Raw genomic sequence first — 21,308 nt, forward strand, 5'->3', positions numbered from 1 at the left:
CCTTCAAACGGGTTCGGTTACAAGGCGCGGCACAGCCGCGACGAGCCGGCGCGCTGCATCGGATCGCGGGGCATTGACGATATCCGCTGCCGGTCCCTCCTCAACGATTCGGCCCGCATCCATGACCGCGATACGATGCGAAACCGCGCGCACCACCGCGAGGTCATGGGATATGAAGAGATAGGCAAGGCCACGCTCGCGCTGCAACTCGACCAGCAATTCGAGAATACGGCCGCGAACGGTCACGTCGAGTGCGGAAACGGCTTCATCGAGCACCAGCAGTGACGGTCGCGTTGCGATGGCGCGGGCGATGGCGACGCGCTGGCGCTGTCCGCCCGAGAGTGTGCGAACAGGGCGGGAGGCAAAGGCCGAGGGCAGACCAACGCGCTCCAGCAGGGTAGCGATTTCGGCCGGCCGCTGTTTCCTGTTCGCAATGGCATGGATCCGCAGCGGGTCGTCGAGAACGGAGCTGACGGATGCAAGCGGATTGAAGGCGCCGAGCGGGTCCTGAAACACCATTTGCATGCGCGCACGCCTGCGCCGCAGCTCGGCGCCGCGAAGCGCGAACCAATCTTGCCTTTCGAAGCGGATCGAACCGGAATCGGGCTCCAGCAAGCGTAACAGTACGCGCGACAGAGTCGATTTTCCACTGCCCGACGCTCCAACCAAGCCCAGGGTTTCGCCGGCTGCAATCGTCAGTGAAACATGGTCGAGAGCGGCAACCTGTCGGCCGGTGGAGGAATAGGCCTTGGATAGAGCCTCAACAGTCAGAAGCCCGCTCATGACGCTGCCTCGGCAATCAAGGGCGGCGTGGACAGATCGCGATGGCTTGCGATGAGGGCCGCGGTATAGCCATCGGCCGGCGATGACAGGACCGATCTGATAGGGCCGGCCTCGACCAGTTCTCCGATCCGGAAGACGGCGATTCGATCGGCGAAACCGGAGGCAAGTGCGATATCATGGGTGATGAAGAGCAGGGTCATACCTTCTTCGCGCACCAGCCCATCAAGAAGGTTGACGATCTCGGCCTGAACAACGACGTCGAGCGCGCTGGTCGCCTCATCGGCGATCAGCAAGGTTGGCTTGGCCGCAATCGCAGCCGCAATTGCCACACGCTGCCTTTGGCCGCCGGAAAGCTGATGCGGAAAGGCGCGCATGGCGCTCGCGGGCTGTGCTATGCGCACCCGATCGAGAAGCTCTTCGGCACGGGCATAGGCTCGCCGCCAGTCCAAGCCCAGGTGCTGTCGGGCAACTTCGGCGACCTGCTCGCCGATTGTCAGCACCGGATTGAGGCTGGTGCCGGGGTCCTGAAAGACGAAACCGAAATCGCGGCCGGGAAGCGGTGCATGACCAAGCGCCGGCCATGTTATGTCGCCTCTGATCCTGGCGCTCTTCGGCAGAAGTCCGGCAAGCGCTCGGGCAAATGTGCTTTTGCCGGAACCGCTTTCGCCGATGAGGGCCAGCCTTTCACCTTTGAGGACATCGAGGTCGATGGATTCCAGAGCCGCATCGCGCTCGTAATGGACGGAAAGCCCTCTCACGCTGCCGAAGAAATCACTCATCGCAATCCCTCCTCATTGCCAAGCGCCTTGCTCAGGCCCTCGCTAAAGAGATGAACGCCGAGCACCGTTATTGCCAGCGCCAGACCGGGCATCACCGAGAGATAGGCGGCCGAGCGCAGCACGCTGCGGCCTTCGGCGATCATTGATCCCCAGGTGGCGAGATTGGGATTGCCGAGACCGAGGAAGGAAAGGGCGGCTTCAGTGAGGATCGCGCCTGCGACAATAGTGGCGGACAGGGCCAGAACCGGAGGCAGCGCATTCGGCAGGATTTCCTTGAAGGCGATCTCAGCCGGGTGCATGCCGATCACGTGTGCGGCAGCCACATAATCCCGTTCGCGGATGGACAGCACTTGCGCGCGCGTCAGCCGCGCAGGATCGGCCCAGGTCCCGAGCGCAATGGCGAAGACGATGACCGGCGTCGAGACGCCGATGATGCTGACAAAGGCGAGCGCCAGTAGGAAGCCCGGAACGATCTGGAACGCATCGACGACGCGCATCAGTGCTTCATCGATGACACCACCGGCAAAACCGGCAGCCATGCCGACAAAAAGCCCAAGCACCATGGCGGACAGAGCAGCAGCGATACCGACGGCGAGCGAGGTGCGCGCGCCGTAGAGCAGGCCAGCGAGCACGTCGCGCCCCAATCTATCGGTGCCGAGCGGCAGGCTCGGATTGGTGAACGGCGTAAGGAGCGCCCGGCCGGCAATTCGTAGTGGATCTCCTGGCGAGATGATCGGCGCCAATAGACCGGCGACGAGCAAAGCTGAAAGGATTGCAAGCCCGATCGCACCTTCCGGAGTTTGAGAGAGACGGCGCAGCAGTGTCATGCCCGGCCCCCGGATGCGCCAATGCGCGGATCGAGCGTCGCATAGACCAGATCGACAATGAAATTAACGCAGATGACGAGAACAGCGCTGGAAAGGATAATGCCCATCAGCAATGGCGCGTCACGACCGTTGACGGCTTCCTGGGCCAGTCGGCCGAAGCCCGGAATGGCAAAGACGCTCTCGATCACCACACTGCCGCCGAGCATAGCCGCGGATTGCAGGCCGAGCATGGTAACAAGCGGCAGAAGCGCATTGCGTGCCACATGGCGAAGCACGATACGGCTGCGCGACAGGCCTTTGGCCCGGGCAAAGAGCACGAAATCGAGCTTCCAAGCTTCTTCCATACCGGAGCGCATGACGCGCAGGAACAGCGCGAGATAGATGAAGGCAAGTGCGCCAACCGGGAGGGCTAGGTGCTCCGCGATATCGAGCGCACGCGCGAGGCCTGTCTTGCCCGAGGCGATGGTTTCGATGCCAGCAATCGGCAGCCAGCGTAGCTTGACCGAAAAGAAGATGCTGAGCACCAATCCCAGCCAGAAGCTCGGAATGGCGTAGATGACAAGCGAGCCGATCGAGAGGAAGCGATCCCGCAGGCTGCCGGGCCTTGCGCCAGCCAGAATGCCGAGTGTCGAACCAAGCCCGAAGGAAAGTGCCGTGGCACTTCCCATCAAAAGCAGCGTGTTCGGCAGCCGCTCGACAATCAGATCCCGCACCGGCCGGTTGAAGGCCACCGACCAGCCGAGATCGAGGCGGGCAAGCGACGACAGATAGAGCCAGAGGCGGGCAAAGACCGATTGATCGAGGCCGTAGCTCTGCCGCAGCGACTTTATAAGGGCGGCGTCACCACCGCCGATCGAACCAAGATAGGCATCGACCGCATCGCCGGAGGCGGATTCCAGCAGGAAGAAGCTGAAGATCACGACGATCATCAGCACCGGAATGCTGCTGATGATCCTGCGTCTCAGGAGGAGAAGTGCACGTTTCACGCCGGACGAGGCCCCTGCAGCAATTGCGCCTTCGACCCTATCACGATTGCAGCGCGGTATCGCCCCAGTTCGAAACCGCCCAGCGCGGATTGTCGGACACATTCAGCACGGTGTCTCGGGCGACCGTGATGAAGCCCCATTCGGCGACGTTGATCAATGGCAGCTCGGCCACCACAAGCTGCTGGAACTTGTAATAGAGGTCGGTGCGTGCGGCCGTATCAACGGTCTCGGACGCCTGCTTGATGATCTTGTCGAGCTCGGCGCTGACATAACCGCCCTGGTTGGAGAAGGGCACGCCGTCAGGTGTTCCGGACTGCACGAGGATCGTCGTGGAAATTGCCGGATCACCGCGGAAGACCGGCGGGCCGACGGCGATGTCGAAGTCGTGGTCGGTATAGACGGCCTTCTGGTGGGCGGCCGCATCGGCATTGACGATGACGGCATCGATACCGACGGCAGCAAGCGCCTGGCGCAGATAATCGCCGAACTGGCGTGTCTCGTTGAAATAGGGTGCAGGGCGCAGCTTGAGTTGGAACCGATTGCCGTCAGCGCCTTTGGTATAGCCGCCCTGGTCCAGCAGCTCGTTTGCCGCCTTCACGTCGAAATTGTAGTTGGCGACATCGGCGGTGTAGAATTCTTTCGAATTCTTCGGAACGGGGCCGGTGGATTCTGTCGCATAGCCGAGAAAGATCGTATCGACGACAAACTTCTTGTCGATCGCATGGGCAATCGCCTGACGAACTCTGAGATCTGACAGCTCCTTGCGGCGATGATTGATCTCGATGACAAGCTGATAGGTTAGCGCCTCATAGCCCTTGGAAATCACCTTGATGCCATCGACCTTGGAGATGCGGTCGAGATCGGCAAGCGGCACGGCCGAGAAGGCAGCGAGATGGATCTCTTCTGCTTCGAGCGCGGCCCCGGCCGATTCACGGTCCGGCAGCACGCGGTAGACGATTTCGTTGAGCTTCGGCTCGCCCTTCTGCCAGTAATTTTCGTTGCGTGTCAGCCGGTAATATTCGCCAGGCTTGTATTCGGCGAATTTGAAAGGTCCGGTGCCAACGAGTGCATTGTTGGCCGGATTGGTGGCGATATCGGTGCCTTCGAAAATATGCTTGGGAACGACGCTGGTGACAGCCGGAAGCGCATTGCGGATGAGCTGGAACGGCGTCGGCTTCGAGAAGCGGAAGATCGCCGTATGATCGTTGGGCGTATCGACAGCCTGCAGATTGGCAAAGACCAAACGCCCGAGATTCTGAAGCGGTTTCCACACGTTAAGCGCCGAGAAGGCAACGTCGGCCGAGGTGAACGGCTTGCCGTCGTGCCAAGTGGCGTTTTCGCGCAGCTTGAAGGTCACGGAGAGCCCGTCCGGCGAGCCTTCCCATGACGTTGCAAGACGCGGTGCGAGACCGTCCGAACCTTCATAGGAAGCTTCCGCCAACGGTTCGATCACCTTGCTTGAAATGAAGAAAACGCCGTTCGAGGCGACGATGGCAGGATTGAGGTTCTTCGGCTCGGAGTCGGCTGCAACGATCAGACGCCCGCCGGCCGGCACATCCTGCGCCAGCGCAATACGCGACAGCGCCGTCGTTGCGAGCAGCAGCGCCGTGCCCTTCAGCAGGCCACGCCGAGAGATATCCGCAATAGTCATGCCCCCTCCTGATCCCTTAAAAATTCAATGATCTATATTCGAGCTGAAACCGTAAGTGTGACAGGAATTAAATTCGAACAGGATGACTAGGCGAGATATTTTTTGTCACCCAGCCATTATTTTTCAGCGGCCGCCGACGGCGAGCCGCGGAGCTTCGATGCCCAGGTTGCGATAGGCCGCTCCCGGATGCGGCGCAACCAGCCGCGGCCCCGCACCACCGAGTTTTTCGCGCAGCGTACCCTGACGGTATTCGGTCTTGTAGACGCCGCGCTTCTGCAACTCTGGCACCAGTAGGTCGACAGTGTCCTCGAAGCTTTCGGGCGTCACCGCATAGGCCAGATTGAAGCCATCAACATCTGTATCCTCGGCCCATTCCTGCATCAGATCGGCGACTGTCGATGGCGAGCCAACGAAGACCGGGCCGAAACCGCCGACGCCGACCCAATCGGCCATTTCGCGCACCGTCCATTCCTTGTCCGGATCGATGGTGGTGAAGGTTTCGACAGCCGATTGCACGGCATTGGTATAACGATGGCGCAATACCTCGTCCGGGCCGAACTGGCCGAAGTCGATGCCCGTCCAGCCCGATATCAGCGTCAGGGCGCCTTCGAAGGAGGCGTACTCGCGATATTCGTTGAATTTGCGCTGTGCCTCGGCATCCGTCTCCCCAAGCACGACGGTCTGCAGGTTGAAGGCGAGGATTTCGCGCGGGTTACGCCCCAGCCGCTCGGCGGCCTGGCGGACATTGGCGACATAGCGCTTCAGAACCGTCTTGGAGGGCGCAGCCACGAAGACGCATTCGGCATGCGCGCCGGCAAAATCCTTGCCGCGGCTGGAGGCGCCAGCCTGATAGAGAACGGGCGTGCGCTGCGGTGAGGGCTCGCTCAGGTGAATGCCGGGAACGTTAAAATACTTTCCCGAATGGTTGATCGGATGGACCTTTTCCGGATGGGTAAAGATGCCGCTTTCGCGGTCGCGCACGACAGCATCGTCCTCCCAGCTTCCTTCCCAGAGCTTGTAGCAGACCTCGAGATATTCGTCGGCGAGATCATAGCGGTCGTCATGGTTGGTCTGTGCCGGCTGGCCGATATTAAGCGCGCCGCTGTTGAGATAAGACGTGACGATGTTCCAGCCGACGCGGCCCTTGGTCAGGTGGTCGAGCGTCGAGATCCGCCGGGCGAATGTATAGGGGTGATCAAAGGAAAGCGAAGCCGTCAGGCCGAAGCCGAGATGCTCGGTCTCATAGGCCATGGTCGGTATGAGTTGCAGCGGATCGTTGACCGGCACCTGCGCCGAATGGCGAAGTGCTGCATCGACGTTGCCGTTCAGGACGTCATAGACACCGAGCACATCGGCGATGAAGAGACCGTCGAACTTGCCGCGCTCCAGCGTCTTTGCCAGATGCACCCAGTAGTCGAGGTCCTTATAGGTCCAGGACTTGTCGCGCGGATGCCGCCAAAGCCCTGGCGACTGGTGTCCGACGCAATTCATATCGAAGGCGTTGAGCCTGATTTCACGGGTCATTTTATTCTTCCTGCATCGGTCGGCGAGGTGCGGTTCAGGTGCCGACGGTTTTTCTGTTGATGAAGCTGAAGGCGAGCACGGCAAAGATGAGCGTGCCGGTACCGACCTGCTGCCAGTAAAAGTTCAGGCCCGTCAGCAGCAGGCCGTTGGCGACGATGCTGAGGAGCAGGACGCCGAGAACGGTGCCAAGCACATTGGGCCGACCGAGCGGCGACAGCGTCGTGCCGATGAAGGTGGCGCCGATGGCGTTCAGCAGGAACGCATTGCCGGAGGAGGGGATGTAGACGGTCACGGTCGCCGTCAGGATAAGGCCGGCAACGGCGGCAATCAGCCCGGCGAGAATGAAGGTGGCGGCCACAGGGACGCCAAGCCCGATGCCGGAATAGCGCACGACGCTTGGCTGAATACCGATTGAGACCACCACCCGCCCGAAACGCGTCCAGGCAAACACGGCTGCTGCACCGGCAATGACGACCGCGGCGATCACCAGCGGAACGGGCACACTGGCGATCGTGCCGTGACCGACGAAGCGGAAGGCGTCCGGCACGCCCGAGGGCGGCAGATAGACCGGATTTCCGCCATTGGTCAGCAATTGCTGGATGCTACGACCTATAAACAAGGTGCCGAGTGTCGCCAGAAATGGTGCAACGCCGATCACGGACACAAGAACAGCATTGAACGCGCCGACCAGTGCGCCGGCTGCAAGGCCGGCGAGCAGCGCGAGCGGCACCGGCTGGCCCGCCAGAACGAGGGAGACGAAGGCGAAGCTTGCAAAATCGACGGCCGTGCCGACCGACAGATCGATGCCGCCCGCGGAGACGGCGAAGGTCATGGCGATCGAGACGATGGCGAGCAGCGTGAAATTGTTGACGAGAATGCTCTGCAGGTTGCCGGGAGTGAAGAAGGTTGGCGCCAGGATCGAGAAGACGGAGAAAACCACGATGAGCGCCACGATCAGGCCAAAGCGTGCGAGGCCGGCGAGCGAGCGGCCGGCTGAAGTCGAGGCGGTCATGTCAGATCTCCCGCTTGCGCAGCAATGTCGTGGCCGACACGACGATCAGAATGAGAAGCCCCTGCACGCCGCTGACGAGCGTGCTCGGCAGGTTCAGGAGCTGGAAGCCGTTGGTGAGGAAGCCGATGAATAGCGCCGATATCAGTGTTCCCGGAACAGTGGGCACCAGCCGACGCGAAAAGACCGAGCCGAGCAATGCGATAACGACGACGGGCAGCAGCGCTTCGCCCGAACCGGTCGTGCTGCCGCTGAGATAGGAAACCGAGAGAATGCCGGCAAAACCACCGCAGAACCCGCTGGCAATGAAGGCCCCGGCAAGCAGCCGCTTGAGCGGCAGGCCAGCGGCGCGCGCGGCATCCTGAAATTCGCCGACGGCATAAAGCCTCAGACCGACTGGCGTATATTGCACTATCGCGGTGGCAATTGCTGTAAACCCGATCAGCACATAGGCGAGAATGGGAATGCCGAAACTGTCGGAAGCCGAGACCACTGTCAGAAAATCGGTCGAGGCGGGCACGACGGTATTCTGCGTTAGGACGAGTTCGAGACCGGCGACGATATTCATCACTGCGAGCGTTGCTAGCAGCGGGACGATGCCCGCGAGCACGACGGCGACAGCGTTGACCGCGCCGATCGCAAGCCCGGTCAGCAAGGCCGCAGCCACCGCTGTTGCGTCGCCATAGCCGAGCTGGATCAAAGTCGCATAGACTGCAGCACTCAGGCCCATATTGGCGGCCAGCGACAGGTCGATGCCGCCGGTGACGACATTCGACCCCCCCGCGATCAGCACTACGGTCAAGCCGATCGCCAGCACGCCCGAAATGGCGGACTGGCCGAGAACATTGCCGATATTGCCGACCGACAGGAAGTAGGGCGCCGTCAACGAGAACACGACGAGGATGGTCGCGAAAGCAAGCAGCGAGCCGAAGCGGAGCACCGCGACGGCTGCTGCGCCCTTGGCTTGCGGCACGGGGTCGGAGGAAACGGCGGGATGGGGCGCGAAGTGAACGTCAACCGACATGGCGCAATCCTTCCGAAGCGCCGGTCGAGATCGACAGCACTTCATCCGTTGTGGTTTTGGAGGAGTCTAGCTCTCGGATCAGCCGACCGCGGAAGAACACCAGGATCCGGTCCGTGATGCCGACGAGCTCCGGCAGGTCGGAGGAGAGGACGATGACGCCGGCGCCACGCGCCGCAAGTTCGCCGATCAGCGCATAGATCTCGACCTTCGAGCCGATATCGACGCCGACGGTCGGTTCATCCAGCAGGTAGATTTCCGACTGGCGGCTCAGCCACTTGGCGATCGCCACCTTCTGCTGATTGCCGCCCGAGAGTGTGCGGACCAGCGCATCGCGCCCGGCCGTCTTGATCTGCAGCCGCTTGATCAGGTCCTCGGTATCGGAGCGCTCACGCCTGCGATTGAGGAAACCGAAACGGCTGTAACGGGCAAGACTCGGGAGCGTGACATTTTCGGTCACGCTAAGATCGAGGCCGACGCCATGTCCGCGTCGATCCTCGGGAACAAGTGCAAGCCGACGGTCGACGGCCTTTGCCGGGCTGCGCGGCTGTGCTGCTCGACCTTCTATTTCAATCTCGCCGCTTGCGGCCTGTTCCAGACCGAAGAGCGTGCGGATCAGGTCTTTGGCGCCGGAGCCGAGCAGACCGGTGATGCCGAGCACCTCGCCACGCCGTAGGCTGAAACTGACATCGTCAAACCGGTTGGGCGCTGAAAGCCCCCGGATGTTCAGGATCGTTTCGCCGAGGTCGACCTGGCGCTTGGGGAACATTTCGGCGATGTCACGCTCGATCATCAAGCTGGCGATCGCCTTGGCCGAGGTCTCTCCTATCGGCAGCGAGGCCACATCCCGACCGTTGCGCAGCACGGTGACGTGATCGCAGAGTTCTTCGATCTCGTTGAGGTAATGCGAGATGTAGATGATGGTTACGCCTTCGTCGCGCAGCTGGCGGATCAGGCGAAAGAGGATCTCGGCCTCGCGCCGCACCAGGGATGCGGTCGGCTCATCGAAGACGAGAACTTTCGGCTGATGGAGCAGTGCTCGGGTGATCTGGACGATCTGCCTTTCGGCGGTCGAGAGCTCGCCGATAAGGGCATTCTTCGGCAGATTGATCCCGAAATAGTTGGCAAGGAGCTCGCTCGCACGCTTTTGCATCGCCCGGCGATCGAGGAAGGGAGTTTTCGCAAGCCGCGTCTCGCGGCCGAGGAACAAGGCCTCGCCGACGGTGAATGTCGGCACCAGCAGCCTGTCCTGATGGATGAAATGGATGCCGAGCTCTTCGTTGAGATGCGGCGTCAGCCGATCATAGGCTTTGCCTTCGATTTCAATCGTGCCCTCGTCTGCGACATGCAGCCCTGCAAGCAGCTTGATCAGCGTCGACTTACCGGCGCCGTTCTGTCCGACGAGGCCGTGGACGGTGCCGCGGCGTATGGCGAGCGATGCGTCGGCGAGCGCCTGGGCACCGCCGAAGCGCTTGACGATGTGATCGAAGCGAATGATGACATCTTTACTGTCGGTCGCTTGCGTCGGGACGGGTTCAGTCATGATGCCGCTTTCCAGGGACATGCAGACCCTGCGGCGCTAGCCGCAAGGTCTGCCTTGATATCAGCCGATGCCGAGCTTCTTGATGATCTCGGAAACGTTTTCCTTGTTGGCGAGCAGCGCCGGAACATAGGTCTCGCGCGGCAGCGTCTGGCCGGCGAGCAGCTTGGCGACGTTGCGGACTGCGACACGGCCGATTTCGGCGGGCTGCTGAGCGGCATCGGCGCCAGCCGGCGAGTTCTTGTCGGCAACGAGCTGGAGAACCTCCGGGCTGCCATCGACGCCATAGGTGCGGATCTCGTTGCGGCCGGCGGCGGCGATCGCCTGCGTGGCGCCGAGCTGTGGAATGTCCCAGGCCGACCAGACGGCCTTGATCGAGCCCTTGTCCGGATATTTGTTGAGGATCGCGGTGATCTGCGTGAAGGCGTCCTGAACCGTATTCGGGATGACGTCGCGCAGTTCCGGCTGGATGATCTTCACCTTCGGGAAATACTTGACGACGTTGACGAGCTGGTCGTAGCGGATGGCGCAGGGTGTCACGCCGTAGAAGCCGTTGAATACGACGATATTGCCTTCGCCGCCGATGTCAGAGACGAGCTGCAGGGCGAGATCCTTGCCGATGCCCCAATTGTCCGATGTCGTGTTGTTGATCGAATTGGTCGAGCCGACATCGACGGTCAGTACCGGGATGCCGGCGTCACGGGCCTTCTTCAGCCAGGGATCGATGACGCTGAGCGTGCCGAGGATCTGGACGATCGCATCCGGCTTCTGGGCTACGAGCGTCTGAAGCTGGGCGATCAGCTTGCCGTCGTTACGGCCGGCATCAACGGCGATCGGTTCGCCGCCAAGCCGCTTCACCTCTTCGATCTGGGCATTATAGACCTGCAGATCGAAATAGTGGTCCGTACCAGTGGCGCTGATGGCGATGCGCTTGCCCTTCAGGGAAAGCCCCTCGTCGTCGGCCCTTGCGGCGGGTGCGGTCAGCATGCTGGCGCCTGCAAAGGTCGCGCTGGCGACAGCCGCGAGCTTCAAGATTTCACGGCGTCCGAAGCCGCCTCCAAGTCCTTCATTCATAACGATACCCTCTCAATTTGATAGTCTGTAAATTATATAGATTTAAGGCGCATAAGAGGTACGTTATTCCAAAAGCACACCGTCGCAGGAAATTTTCTGAAGCTAAAGCCTGGCTTCAGCGATCGCTGTTGCGGCCGAGCCCATAGGTCAGGGCAAGTGCTCCCACGAGCACGGCACCCTTGACGAAATCCTGCGTGTAATAGGGCGCGTTCAGCATGGTCAGGCCGTTGAGCAGCACACCGACGAAGACGGCGCCGGCAATGGTGCCAAGCACGTTGGGTCGACGCAGGTTGAGAACGGCAAAACCGATGAGGGCGGCCGCGACCGAGTCCATCAGCAGCGAGCCGCCGGAGGAGACGTCGCCGCGCCCGACACGGGCCGCGATTACGATGCCACCGAGGGCTGCCAAGGTCCCCGAGATGACATAGGCCAGCGTCTTCAGCCGTGTTGTGGACGCGCCGGCAAGCCGCGTCGCCACCTCATTGCCGCCGGTCGCAAAAAGCAGCCGGCCGATGCGCGTTCGTTCGGTCAATACGAAAAGGACGATGGCGACGACGGCCATCAGCACGACAGAAACGGGGAGGGTGGCAAACAGGCTGTAGCGGCCGATCAACAGGAAAGCCGGATCATAGGCACCGGTCGCCTTGGAGCCGTCGGGCAGGACAAGGCCGGCTGAGATCGACCGCCCGGCGGTCGGGATGAGCTGCAGGCCGGAGAGCAGGAACATCATGGCAAGCGTCGCCAGCAGATCGGGTACGCGCAGTCGCACGATCAGGAGGGCATTGACGAGCCCGACCGCTGCGCCGAAGGCAAGGACCAGCGGCACGGTGGCGAAAACATCGAGATGCCAGACGATCATAGCATAGCTCGCGGCCATGACGCTGGAGGCGGCCACCGCGCCGATCGAGAGATCAAAGCCGCCGACGGCAAGTGTCACCGTCACACCGGCGCCGAGGATCGCAACGACCGATACGGCCTGCAGGATGCTCATCAGATTGCCGATGTTGATGAAGGCCGGTTGGGCGATGGTGAAGCCGATCACCATCAGCCCGAGCAGGATGAACACCGCCCCGGCGCGCAGAAAGCTGCCGAGTGCCAGAGCGCGGCTATCCTGGCTGCGGCTATGCGGGGCAGCGCCGGTCTTTGGCAGGGCTTCTTCGTCGATGGTCGTCATGCGGAAATTTCCTGTGAAGCTGAAGAAGAGGCGATGTCGACGAGATCGGGCAGCAAGCTGTGATGGTCGATCGTCAGGATGCGGTCGGCGACCTCATAGGCCTCTTCGGGATCGGATGTGGCGATCAACGTCGCGCGGTCGGTCCGTGCCCGGATCGCCTGGATGATGTCATGGCGGGCGCCGACGTCGACCCCCTGGAACGGCTCGTCGAGTAGCAGCAGCCGGCTCGGCTCCGCCTCCCAGCGGGCGATGACCGTCTTCTGCTGATTGCCGCCCGACAGTGACCAGATCGAGGCGAGCGGACCGGGGGCCTTGATGCCCAGCCGGGAAATGGCCTGCTCTGCTTCGCGCCGCTCGCGGCTACCGAAAAGCAGACCGCTCGGATACCATTTGGCAAGATGCGGCAGGCTGATGGTGGCCGCGAGCGAATTGCCGGGCCAGGCGGCCGGCATCAGCGAGGAGCGATGACGATCCTCCGCCGCCATGGCGACGCCTGCGGCAATCGCCTCGCCCGGCGATTTCGGCCGGTAGGGCTTGCCGTCGAGCTGCATCGCGCCGTCAGCTAGGTCTCGAACGCCGAAGATCGCCGACAACAGGCGGCTTTTGCCGGCGCCCAGCACGCCGGTAACGGCAACGACCTCGCCTTCGTGCAGGGTCAGGTCGAAGGGCTTGCTTGACGGCAGGAGGCGGATGCCGTGCATCTCGAAAACGGCTGAGCCCGTTGCTGGGCGGGCGTCCGGCCGCGCAGCTTCAAGCCTGCGGCCGATCATCGTTTCAATGGCGCTTGAAAAGTCGATCGGCCGGTTGAAGCTGCCGACGATGCGGCCGCCGCGCATGACGAGCGCTCGATCTGCGATCGCCTCGAGATCGGCGGTCCGGTGGGAGATATAGAGGATGGCAAGGCCTTGCGCCCGCAAGGTGAGCAGGATGTCGAACAGGCGCCGGCTCTCATCCGCCGAAAGGCTTGCGGTCGGCTCGTCCAGGATCAGCAGCTCGGCCTTGTTGGCAAGCGCGCGGGCGATGGCGACGAGCTGCCGGTCGGCCGCGGTCAGATCGCCGAAATCCCGGTCGAGCGGCAGGGAGAAGCCGGCGGCATCGAGCATGGCGCGCGCTTCGCGCCGTACGCTTGTCCGGGAGAGAAAGAAGGGCGTGCTGCCTTCGGCAAAGCGATGCAGCAGCAGGGCGTCGGCAACCGTCAGCCCCGCCGCTCCGACAAGATCTGTCGACTGATGGACAGTGACGACGCCAGCCTTTGCCGCCTCGGACGGCGTTTTCGGAGAAAAGGGCCGGCCGTTCAGGCTGATTGTGCCGCCATCGGCCGCAAGCACGCCGGAGACTATCTTCACAAGCGTCGATTTGCCGGCGCCATTGGCTCCCATCAGCGCGACGACCTCACCCCGCTCGATAGAGAAATGGGAGCCTGAAAGCGCGCGTGTGGACCCGAAACTGCGGGTGATATTGTCGACATGAAGGAGTGGCATCGGGCAAATCCGGGACTGCTTTTAAGCCGCGATATTGGCCTGACACATGCCCGAACTTCGAGGCAAGCCTTGCCTCGGTCGGAAGGCGATGGGAACAAAGAATCTCCTGAACCCGCAAAAATCGGATCATTAAATCTACTAAAAACATAGAGTTTATATCTAATAATTTTATGCGTCGCAGGGAGCTGCCAACCTGTCAGACGACGCTCCCGATTGACCGGAAGGACCGCGACGATGAAATCCCTCGCACGGCTGACGCTCTCTGCAGCCGCAATTTCTTTTTCTCTCTATCAGACCTCCTTTGCCGCCGGTCTCAACGGCGCACCGGCGCCCTTCGATAAGGGCGGCGTCAAGGTGGCGCTGATCAGTTACATCTCGGCGGGTGACTTCTTCCAGGCTTATCAGGCCGGTGCGGAAGCCCAGGCCAAGGCGCTGGATATCGACCTGCGTGTGTTCCCCGGCCGGCAGGATGCCGCCGAGCAGCGTGAGCAGATCCTGCAGGCGATCAATCTTGGCGTCGCCGGCATCGTCGTCGATCACGGCCTGCCGGAATCGCTCGGCGATGTCGTCCAGCAGGCGTTGGACAAGGGCATCAAGGTCGTCGCCTTCGACGTCAACCTCAACAATCCCAAGGTGCCGCAGGTGGAGCAGAGCGACCACGAACTCGCTCAGCTCGGGCTCGAACAGGTGGTGAAGGATAACGGCAAGAGCTTCAATGCCGGTTATGTCTATGTCGCCGGCTTCGCGCCGCTCGACCGCCGCAACGAGGTCTGGGAGAAGTTCAAGTCGGAGAATTCCGGCGTCGTTGAAAAGGCGCGCTTCGGCAACGTGAGCGACACAACCGCGACCTCGACGGCCGATCAGGCCAAGGCCGCACTGACCGCCAATCCCGATATCAGTGTCGTGTTTGCGCCCTATGACGAGTTTGCCCGTGGCGTAAAGCTTGCCGCCAACGATCTTGGTATCGCAAACAAGCTGAAGATTTATTCGGCCGACGTTTCGACCGCTGACATTCAGGAGATCACCGAAGAGGGCAGCTCCTGGGTTGCGACCGTCGCCACCAACCCGGCTGTCGTCGGTGCGGTCTCCGTCCGCGCCGCGGCTCTGCAAATTGCCGGACAGGACGTCCCCCATCAGATCACAGTCAAGCCGACGCTGCTCACGCAGGAAAGCCTGCGCGCCGCCGGCGTCAAGACGATCGAGGACCTGGCGCAGAAGATCCCGGCCTTCAGCACAAGCGACGCGGCAACCGCTAGCTGGATCCCGGACAAGCTTTTCTAGGCTGCCTGCCTCGATCTTCCGGCGGGGGTTGTGCGGCCCCCGCCGGCCCATTTTTTCAGGAAATCGGAGTTTCGACCCATGAGCCAGTCCAATGTCGTCTTCGCGACCAATCGCAGCACGACGCGAGAGGACCTCTTTGCCCGCGCCGAGGAAATCTCGACCGATCTTTCCAATCGCGCCGCCGAACTCGACCGCGACGGTCGCCCGCCTCTTGCGGAGATCGTCAAGCTGAAGAATGCCGGCCTGCTGAATGCCTTGCATGATCAAAAGATCGGCGGCGGCGGCCTTGATTGGGTGGATGGCTTGCGGCTGGTGCGTATCCTTGCGCACGGCGAAAGTTCCATCGGCCAGCTGCTCGGCTATCACTTCGTCAACAGCCAATATGTCTACTGGGCGCTCGAGGAAGCCCGTGCTCATGCGTTGGGTACCGAAACCGTGGCGAAAAACCTCTATTGGGGTGCTGCCGTCAATCCGCGCGATCCGGGCCTTGTGCTCACCCGCCGCGGCAATGGCTATGTGCTGAACGGGCGCAAGTCCTTCTCCACCGCCGCCCATGTCTCCGACTATATCAATGCCAATGCCACGCTCGACGACAAGATCGTCGGTTTCGCCGTGCCGACCAACAGGCCCGGCTATCAGGCCAATGACGACTGGGACAATTTCGGCCAGCGGCTCTCCGACAGCGGCAGCGTCGAATTCCATGATTTCCCTGTCTATGAGGAAGACTTCGTCGGCGCCCCGGCTGCTCTCGATGCTGCCTCACCGGTGCTTTCCACCTTCAATACGCCGCTCATCCAGCTCGTTTTCGTCAACTTCTATCTCGGCAGCGCCGAAGGCGCGCTCCAGGCTGCTGTCGATTATGTGCGCACGACGACGCGTCCTTGGGTCACCTCGGGCGTCGAGCGGGCTGCAGACGATCCCTATATCCTGGAGCGGGTGGGAGAGTTCACCGCCGCGCTGAAAGCTTCTGCCGCCTTGGCCGATGCGGCAGCCGCCGCCGTTCAGGCAGGTCTCGCAAAGGGCCATAGTGTCACCGCCCGCGAGCGCGGCGAAGCTGCGGCAGAAGCCTATGCCGCCAAGGTGCATGCAACCCATGTCTCGCTCGATATCACCTCGCGTGTCTTCGAGCTGACCGGCGCGCGCTCCACGGCGGAGAAATATCGCTTCGACCGTTTCTGGCGCAACGTGCGCACCCATACGCTGCACGATCCGGTCTTCTACAAGGCCAAGGAAGTCGGAGAGTTCGTACTGAACGGCAAGATTCCCGAAGTCAGCCTCTACAGCTAAGCTCAGGAAAATAGGCAAAAAAGAACCCCATTTCCGGTGACGGAGATGGGGTTTTTAGTTGAGGAGAGGGTTCAGAGCGCGCCGTTCTTCGGCGGGATCGCGCCGTTCAGGTGGTAATTGCCGACGACATGGTACTTCCAGCGCACGGGATCGTGCAGCGTGTGGGTGCGTGCGTTGCGCCAGTGTCGGTCGAGATTGAGGTCGCTCTTGACCGCAGAGGTTCCGGCAAGCTCGAAGAGTGTGTTGGTGGCCTCAATGGTGATCTCGGTCGTCAGCACCTTGGCGGCAGCAACCGCAAGCGTCGCTTCGACAACGGTCTTTTCTGTCGTCTCGATCTGCGCCGCATCGACCTTGCGGCCGGCTCGTTCGAGGAGTGCCGCCGCAGCTTCCAGCCGGATCGCGATCTGCCCGACCTTGGAGATCGTCAGCGGATCCTCGGCGGCGCGCTCCACGCCGCTATCCATCCAGGGGCGTGACTTGGTGCGCACGAATTCGAGCGTCTCGGCGAAAGCGGCACGCGCGATGCCGAGATCGATGCCGGCATGGACGATCTGGCCGACCGAGCCAATCGTCGTCGGGCGCTCGAAACCCTTGTGATGCAGGACGACGGTATCGGCATGGACATAGACATTCTTGAGGATCGTGGTGCCACTGCCGGTCGTACGCTGGCCAAAGCCGTCCCAGTCGTCGAGGATCTCAACACCCTCGGTCCCTTTCGGCACGAAGGCCATGACAAGCCGGTCTTCCTCATCAAGCGCGAAGACTGTGATCCAGTCGGCAAACAGTACACCGGTCGAGTAATATTTCTGGCCGTTGATGCGGTAGCCGGGTCCGTCCCTGACGATGCGCGTATTGTAGTGGCCGACCGTCTTCGTACCGCGCTCTGAAAGCGCATTGCCAAAACGATCGCCGGCAAGCGCCCGGCCGAAGAAATACCGTTTCTGCTCCTCGCTGCCGTCGGTGCGCAGGGCTTCCAGAATATAGAAATGGTTCTGCGGGATCTGGCCGATCGAGCCATCGGCTTCGGCCAGGATCGCGGTCACTTCGGCCAGCACGGCATTCGAAACATCAAGCCCACCATATTGCGCTGGAACGGCAATCGCCAGCAGGCCGGATTGCGCCACCGCGTCGAGTTCGGCGAAAGGCAACCGGCGCTCGGCATCTCGCGTGGCGGCCGTGGCGGCAAATTGAGCGCCAAGCCTGCGGGCCGTCTCAAGTGCCTCCTCGTCGCTGGCTATGCGGGCGGCCACGGGCCGGATCTGGTCTTGCTGCCTGAGCACGGTCGTCATTGATTTCTCCAGTTCTGAGCGTGATATGGGTGAAAGAAATCGGAGCGACAGGTAAGATTATAAATTCTATAGATGTGATAGAAAATGGAAAGTGCTTGCTTCTGCGAAGCGCGTCGGCACGGCTAACGTCTGCCCCTATCCATCTCACCGGGAATTGACCGGGTTGCCGGTGAAATCGCCGCCAGAAAATGCCAATGCTGATCTCGAATTGCTGTGCGCCAACGCCTACGTAACCCAAACGGATACGTCGTTCCGGCATCACCGTTCAGCAGAGGGCAGGCGGCCGCTTCGCCCGATCCATGAGGAAAAACATGACCCGTTCACGGCAGTTGCGCCTCGGCGCCTTCATGCGTCCCGTTAGCCTGCACACCGGCGCATGGCGCTATCCCGGCTCCTATCCGGATGCCAATTTCAATTTCTCCCATATCAAATCCTTCGCGCAGAAGCTCGAGGCCTCGAAATTTGATGCCTTCTTCATGGCCGATCACCTGGCGGTGCTCAACATGCCGGTCGAAGCGCTGAAACGCAGTCACACCGTGACCTCCTTCGAGCCCTTCACGCTGCTGTCGGCGCTTGCCTCCGTCACCGAGAGGATCGGGCTCGCTGCAACGGCATCGACGACCTTCGACGAGCCCTACCATGTGGCCCGCCGTTTCGCTTCGCTCGATCACATCAGCAATGGCCGCGCCGCGTGGAATATCGTCACGACCTCCAATCCCGATGCTGCGCTCAATTTCGGCCTTGACGAGCATGTGGAACATGGCGAGCGCTACAAGCGGGCGCGCGAGTTCTACGATGTCGTCACCGGCCTCTGGGACAGCTTCGCCGACGACGCCTTCATTCGCGACCGCGAGAGCGGCATTTATTTCGATCCCGAAAAAATGCATGTGCTCAACCATAAGGGCGAGGAACTGAGCGTGCGCGGGCCGTTGAATATTGCCCGACCGGTTCAGGGCTGGCCCGTTATCGTGCAGGCCGGCCAGTCGGATCCCGGCCGCCAGCTAGCCGCGGAAACTGCCGAAGTGGTCTTCTGTTCGCCGCGTGATCTCGAAGGCGGCAAGGCTCTCTATGCCGACATCAAGGGCCGGATGGAGGCGATCGGCCGCAACCGCGATCACCTGAAACTGCTGCCGGCCGCCTTTGTTGTCATCGGCGACAGCATCGAGGAGGCGCGCGCCAAGCGCCTCGCCCTCGACAGTCTCGTTCACTATGACAGCGCCATCGCCTCGCTGTCGATCGCGCTTGGCCATGATGCCTCGGGTTTCGACCCGTATGCGCCGTTGCCCAAGGATATTCCCGATACCAATGCCAGCAAGACCGGCCGCGCCCAGGTCATTAAACTGGCGCAGGAGGAAAACCTGACAGTGCGCCAGCTTGCCCAGCGTTACGGCGGCTATTCCGGCCTCGCCTTCGTCGGCACGCCCGAGAGCATTGCCGATGAGATGGAGCGCTGGATGGACGAAGAGGGCTCCGACGGCTTCAACGTCGTCTTCCCCTACCTGCCGCAGGGGCTCGATGATGTCACCATGCGCCTGGTGCCCGAGCTGCAGCGCCGCGGCTTGTTCCGTAGGGAATACGAGGGCACGACGCTGCGCGAACATCTCGGCCTACCGCGACCGGAAAACCGCTTCTTCAGCTGAGCCCGTCAGGGGTGAGCGGCGATCAGGCGGAGCGATCCTTCGAAGAAGGGCTGCATACGCAAATGTCCGTAGCGGGCATCCCACGTGCCGTCCTCGAGGTCGCGGCCGAGTTCGGTCACGAAGCGTTCGCCGATCGATGGATCGACGAAGCTCCAGGCCGAGTTTGCAAGCCGGGCGCCGGGATCGAGAATGAGTTCCGGGCGGCCATAATAGGCCTCACCGAAACCATCGATGCAGGCAAGCGGGATCGGCTGTGCCGCCGAGATGATCGGCAATGGTCTGCATGGCCGGATAGCGGCTCGCCTCGACGGCGATCATCTCGGGTGCGTAGTCAAACAGCCAGGAGCGTTCCAGCTCATCGGGATCGCAGCTTAGGACCAGCACCGGGCCGCGCGAAACACGACGCGTTTCTGAAAGACCAGCCTTGAGGTCCGACCATTGATGCACAGTGAAGGTCGCCATGCTCGCGTCGAATGATTGATCTGCGAAGGGAAGTTTTTCGGCCGTTGCATCGATTGCCTCGGGCAGATGGTCCGGACGTTGGGCGCGCATGGATGCAGAAGGTTCGACAGGTGTCACCTTCCGGTCGACCGGCTCGTAGGAACCTGCACCGGCGCCGACATTCAGAACGGTCTCGGCGTTGCCACCTGCGACACAGAGCCAGACCGTCGCTATTTCCTGACGACGCCGACCCGCGCCAGCACTTCGCCGGGAATGGCGTAACGCTGGACAATATCCTTGTTATTGCGTAGCCCGCAGATCTCGCGCTGGACGAAGAGCGCCCAAACGGCATCGGACGCATCGTTGATCAGCGTTTCGCGCTGCTCAACGCTATGGCGATCGGGATTCCAGGCCTTCAGGGCTGAGAGAGCCGATTCGACTTTGAGACCGTTGCGTCCGAGTGAATTGGCGCGCTCCGACATGAGCTCGTATTCGAGTACATTCACCCCGCCTTCGGCCGAAAAGGACTGCCTGAAGGATTGCGGCGGGCGAACGCTCATCGGACGATCCCTCGCTGGATTATTGCGGCTGCACGCCGGTGACCTGGACATAGACCCAGGCCAATGCAAACACGATGATCACCGCGGCGATGATCACAAGCTTGCGGAGCATGGGATTGGGGGCTTTCGGCGGGGGCTTCGGCTTGCGAAACTTGATAACGTTATCGCTCATTGTCTTGCTGTCTGGTTCGTTCTTCCCACAGCAGTAACGCATATCGACGGATTTGGCACCCGTGTCGTGCCCAAATATATACTTTTCATGTGGGGCTGCCGGCGAGGCACCGGCAGTCCCAACGTCGAACCGATCAGCGCGCTGCCCAATTGGCGCCGCGGCGGAAGATCGTCTTCATCTGCGGCACCTCGAATTCCTTGGCGACATGGCCGAGTGACGAATAGAAGACGCGACCCTTGCCGTATTTGCGCTTCCAGACGACAGGCATGGTCACGCCATCGATCCAGTAGGCATGTTCGCCGGTAAAGGTCGTCGTCGCCAGCACCTCGTTCGAGGGGTCGACATGCATGTAATACTGCTCGGAATTATAGGGGAAATCAGTGATCCCCTCCATCAGCGGATCGTCCGGCCGTGTGATGTTGACGGTGTAGTTGATGATATTGCCCGGATGGGCAACCCACTGGCCGCCGATGATGAACTGGTAATCGGTCGATTCGCGGAAGCTGTCGCCGGCGCCGCCGTGATAGCCGGCAATACCGACGCCGCTTTCGATCGCGGCAGCGAGGTTCTTGACCTCTTCCTTCTCGATCTTCGACATGGTGATAACAGGGACGATCAGGCTCAGATCGTGGATCGACGGATCGGCGAAGGCCTCCGTGCTGTGCTCCACATAGACCTTGAAGCCGTCTTCCTCGAGTATGTCCTTGATGATTGCGGCGCATTGTTCCGGTTCGTGGCCGGCCCAGCCGCCCCAGACGATCAGTGCTTCACGCATCGTGTATTCCTCCT

21 protein-coding genes are annotated in these 21,308 nt (G+C 61.6%); 3 read left to right on the forward strand and 18 right to left on the reverse strand.

The features are described from left to right. Window positions 1-3 precede the first annotated feature (3 nt). The 12 genes from J2X71_RS10445 to J2X71_RS10500 all read right to left on the reverse strand — a co-directional run bounded on the left by J2X71_RS10445 (window position 4) and on the right by J2X71_RS10500 (window position 13,849). Complete coding sequence (locus tag J2X71_RS10445) at window positions 4-783, reverse strand: ATP-binding cassette domain-containing protein (protein WP_310381943.1); 780 nt, start codon at window positions 781-783, stop codon at window positions 4-6. After that, window positions 780-1,562, reverse strand: coding sequence for an ABC transporter ATP-binding protein (locus J2X71_RS10450; RefSeq protein ID WP_310381945.1), 783 nt, complete (start codon window positions 1,560-1,562; stop codon window positions 780-782). The genes J2X71_RS10445 and J2X71_RS10450 overlap by 4 nt, the downstream gene beginning before the upstream one ends. Next, entirely contained in the window at window positions 1,559-2,389 is an 831-nt protein-coding gene (locus J2X71_RS10455; protein WP_310381947.1) for an ABC transporter permease, read from the reverse strand. Before J2X71_RS10455 ends, J2X71_RS10450 begins: the two co-directional genes overlap by 4 nt. Beyond that, a complete protein-coding gene (locus tag J2X71_RS10460) occupies window positions 2,386-3,375 on the reverse strand; it encodes an ABC transporter permease (RefSeq protein ID WP_310381948.1) in 990 nt (329 codons plus the stop codon). The genes J2X71_RS10455 and J2X71_RS10460 overlap by 4 nt, the downstream gene beginning before the upstream one ends. 40 nt (window positions 3,376-3,415) lie before the next feature. Then, the gene (locus J2X71_RS10465; protein ID WP_310381950.1) at window positions 3,416-5,026 is read right to left on the reverse strand and encodes an ABC transporter substrate-binding protein; all 1,611 of its coding nucleotides are present in this window, start codon (window positions 5,024-5,026) and stop codon (window positions 3,416-3,418) included. 123 nt (window positions 5,027-5,149) lie between these two features. Next, complete coding sequence (locus J2X71_RS10470; RefSeq protein WP_310381952.1) at window positions 5,150-6,550, reverse strand: LLM class flavin-dependent oxidoreductase; 1,401 nt, start codon at window positions 6,548-6,550, stop codon at window positions 5,150-5,152. A 34-nt stretch (window positions 6,551-6,584) separates the two neighbouring features. Beyond that, window positions 6,585-7,562 carry an ABC transporter permease gene (locus J2X71_RS10475; protein WP_310381954.1) on the reverse strand — a complete coding sequence of 326 codons (978 nt, stop codon included), beginning with the start codon at window positions 7,560-7,562 and terminating at the stop codon, window positions 6,585-6,587. Window position 7,563: 1 nt separating this feature from the next. Then, window positions 7,564-8,583 carry an ABC transporter permease gene (locus J2X71_RS10480; protein WP_310381957.1) on the reverse strand — a complete coding sequence of 340 codons (1,020 nt, stop codon included), beginning with the start codon at window positions 8,581-8,583 and terminating at the stop codon, window positions 7,564-7,566. Beyond that, window positions 8,573-10,123: a sugar ABC transporter ATP-binding protein gene (locus J2X71_RS10485; protein ID WP_310381959.1), complete on the reverse strand. Its 1,551-nt coding sequence runs from the start codon at window positions 10,121-10,123 to the stop codon at window positions 8,573-8,575. The genes J2X71_RS10480 and J2X71_RS10485 overlap by 11 nt, the downstream gene beginning before the upstream one ends. A gap of 60 nt (window positions 10,124-10,183) precedes the next feature. Beyond that, window positions 10,184-11,194, reverse strand: coding sequence for a sugar ABC transporter substrate-binding protein (locus J2X71_RS10490; protein ID WP_310381960.1), 1,011 nt, complete (start codon window positions 11,192-11,194; stop codon window positions 10,184-10,186). A gap of 115 nt (window positions 11,195-11,309) precedes the next feature. Beyond that, window positions 11,310-12,368, reverse strand: a complete 1,059-nt coding sequence (locus J2X71_RS10495; protein ID WP_310381962.1) for an ABC transporter permease — start codon at window positions 12,366-12,368, stop codon at window positions 11,310-11,312. Continuing rightward, window positions 12,365-13,849 carry a sugar ABC transporter ATP-binding protein gene (locus J2X71_RS10500; protein ID WP_310381964.1) on the reverse strand — a complete coding sequence of 495 codons (1,485 nt, stop codon included), beginning with the start codon at window positions 13,847-13,849 and terminating at the stop codon, window positions 12,365-12,367. Before J2X71_RS10500 ends, J2X71_RS10495 begins: the two co-directional genes overlap by 4 nt. Window positions 13,850-14,083: 234 nt before the next feature. Here J2X71_RS10500 and J2X71_RS10505 point away from each other — a divergent pair, with 234 nt between their 5' ends. Both J2X71_RS10505 and J2X71_RS10510 read left to right on the forward strand, forming a co-directional pair. Further along, window positions 14,084-15,130: a substrate-binding domain-containing protein gene (locus J2X71_RS10505; RefSeq protein WP_310381965.1), complete on the forward strand. Its 1,047-nt coding sequence runs from the start codon at window positions 14,084-14,086 to the stop codon at window positions 15,128-15,130. 78 nt (window positions 15,131-15,208) lie between these two features. Further along, window positions 15,209-16,417, forward strand: a complete 1,209-nt coding sequence (locus tag J2X71_RS10510) for an acyl-CoA dehydrogenase family protein (protein WP_310381967.1) — start codon at window positions 15,209-15,211, stop codon at window positions 16,415-16,417. Window positions 16,418-16,488: 71 nt separating this feature from the next. Here J2X71_RS10510 and J2X71_RS10515 read toward each other — a convergent pair whose 3' ends face one another. After that, the gene (locus J2X71_RS10515) at window positions 16,489-17,706 is read right to left on the reverse strand and encodes an SfnB family sulfur acquisition oxidoreductase (protein WP_310381970.1); all 1,218 of its coding nucleotides are present in this window, start codon (window positions 17,704-17,706) and stop codon (window positions 16,489-16,491) included. 311 nt (window positions 17,707-18,017) lie between these two features. Here J2X71_RS10515 and J2X71_RS10520 point away from each other — a divergent pair, with 311 nt between their 5' ends. Further along, window positions 18,018-19,346: an LLM class flavin-dependent oxidoreductase gene (locus J2X71_RS10520; RefSeq protein WP_310381974.1), complete on the forward strand. Its 1,329-nt coding sequence runs from the start codon at window positions 18,018-18,020 to the stop codon at window positions 19,344-19,346. A gap of 5 nt (window positions 19,347-19,351) precedes the next feature. Here J2X71_RS10520 and J2X71_RS10525 read toward each other — a convergent pair whose 3' ends face one another. The 5 genes from J2X71_RS10525 to J2X71_RS10545 form a co-directional block, all read right to left on the reverse strand. Continuing rightward, window positions 19,352-19,621 carry a hypothetical protein gene (locus J2X71_RS10525; RefSeq protein ID WP_310381977.1) on the reverse strand — a complete coding sequence of 90 codons (270 nt, stop codon included), beginning with the start codon at window positions 19,619-19,621 and terminating at the stop codon, window positions 19,352-19,354. Further along, window positions 19,563-19,925: a methyltransferase domain-containing protein gene (locus J2X71_RS10530; protein ID WP_310381979.1), complete on the reverse strand. Its 363-nt coding sequence runs from the start codon at window positions 19,923-19,925 to the stop codon at window positions 19,563-19,565. The genes J2X71_RS10525 and J2X71_RS10530 overlap by 59 nt, the downstream gene beginning before the upstream one ends. Window positions 19,926-20,017: 92 nt before the next feature. Next, window positions 20,018-20,347 (reverse strand): DUF6665 family protein, encoded by a 330-nt coding sequence (locus J2X71_RS10535; RefSeq protein WP_310381981.1) that lies wholly within the window; start codon window positions 20,345-20,347, stop codon window positions 20,018-20,020. A gap of 19 nt (window positions 20,348-20,366) precedes the next feature. After that, complete coding sequence (locus J2X71_RS10540; protein ID WP_310381983.1) at window positions 20,367-20,519, reverse strand: hypothetical protein; 153 nt, start codon at window positions 20,517-20,519, stop codon at window positions 20,367-20,369. A 133-nt stretch (window positions 20,520-20,652) separates the two neighbouring features. Continuing rightward, on the reverse strand, window positions 20,653-21,294 hold the full coding sequence (locus J2X71_RS10545; RefSeq protein WP_310381985.1) for a ThuA domain-containing protein: 642 nt from the start codon (window positions 21,292-21,294) through the stop codon (window positions 20,653-20,655). Between the last annotated feature and the right edge of the window lie 14 nt (window positions 21,295-21,308).

The organism is Rhizobium sp. 1399, from assembly GCF_031455475.1.
In the GTDB taxonomy this organism is placed as follows: Bacteria; Pseudomonadota; Alphaproteobacteria; order Rhizobiales; family Rhizobiaceae; genus Rhizobium.

What these genes read in the sequence shown, in the direction of transcription:
- J2X71_RS10445 (WP_310381943.1), bottom strand. Translation starts at nt 783, where the DNA reads ATGAGCGGGCTTCTGACTGTTGAGGCTCTATCCAAGGCCTATTCCTCC.
- J2X71_RS10450 (WP_310381945.1), bottom strand. Translation starts at nt 1,562, where the DNA reads ATGAGTGATTTCTTCGGCAGCGTGAGAGGGCTTTCCGTCCATTACGAG.
- J2X71_RS10455 (WP_310381947.1), bottom strand. Translation starts at nt 2,389, where the DNA reads ATGACACTGCTGCGCCGTCTCTCTCAAACTCCGGAAGGTGCGATCGGG.
- J2X71_RS10465 (WP_310381950.1), bottom strand. Translation starts at nt 5,026, where the DNA reads ATGACTATTGCGGATATCTCTCGGCGTGGCCTGCTGAAGGGCACGGCG.
- J2X71_RS10470 (WP_310381952.1), bottom strand. Translation starts at nt 6,550, where the DNA reads ATGACCCGTGAAATCAGGCTCAACGCCTTCGATATGAATTGCGTCGGA.
- J2X71_RS10475 (WP_310381954.1), bottom strand. Translation starts at nt 7,562, where the DNA reads ATGACCGCCTCGACTTCAGCCGGCCGCTCGCTCGCCGGCCTCGCACGC.
- J2X71_RS10480 (WP_310381957.1), bottom strand. Translation starts at nt 8,583, where the DNA reads ATGTCGGTTGACGTTCACTTCGCGCCCCATCCCGCCGTTTCCTCCGAC.
- J2X71_RS10485 (WP_310381959.1), bottom strand. Translation starts at nt 10,123, where the DNA reads ATGACTGAACCCGTCCCGACGCAAGCGACCGACAGTAAAGATGTCATC.
- J2X71_RS10490 (WP_310381960.1), bottom strand. Translation starts at nt 11,194, where the DNA reads ATGAATGAAGGACTTGGAGGCGGCTTCGGACGCCGTGAAATCTTGAAG.
- J2X71_RS10495 (WP_310381962.1), bottom strand. Translation starts at nt 12,368, where the DNA reads ATGACGACCATCGACGAAGAAGCCCTGCCAAAGACCGGCGCTGCCCCG.
- J2X71_RS10500 (WP_310381964.1), bottom strand. Translation starts at nt 13,849, where the DNA reads ATGCCACTCCTTCATGTCGACAATATCACCCGCAGTTTCGGGTCCACA.
- J2X71_RS10505 (WP_310381965.1), top strand. Translation starts at nt 14,084, where the DNA reads ATGAAATCCCTCGCACGGCTGACGCTCTCTGCAGCCGCAATTTCTTTT.
- J2X71_RS10510 (WP_310381967.1), top strand. Translation starts at nt 15,209, where the DNA reads ATGAGCCAGTCCAATGTCGTCTTCGCGACCAATCGCAGCACGACGCGA.
- J2X71_RS10515 (WP_310381970.1), bottom strand. Translation starts at nt 17,706, where the DNA reads ATGACGACCGTGCTCAGGCAGCAAGACCAGATCCGGCCCGTGGCCGCC.
- J2X71_RS10520 (WP_310381974.1), top strand. Translation starts at nt 18,018, where the DNA reads ATGACCCGTTCACGGCAGTTGCGCCTCGGCGCCTTCATGCGTCCCGTT.
- J2X71_RS10535 (WP_310381981.1), bottom strand. Translation starts at nt 20,347, where the DNA reads ATGAGCGTTCGCCCGCCGCAATCCTTCAGGCAGTCCTTTTCGGCCGAA.
- J2X71_RS10540 (WP_310381983.1), bottom strand. Translation starts at nt 20,519, where the DNA reads ATGAGCGATAACGTTATCAAGTTTCGCAAGCCGAAGCCCCCGCCGAAA.
- J2X71_RS10545 (WP_310381985.1), bottom strand. Translation starts at nt 21,294, where the DNA reads ATGCGTGAAGCACTGATCGTCTGGGGCGGCTGGGCCGGCCACGAACCG.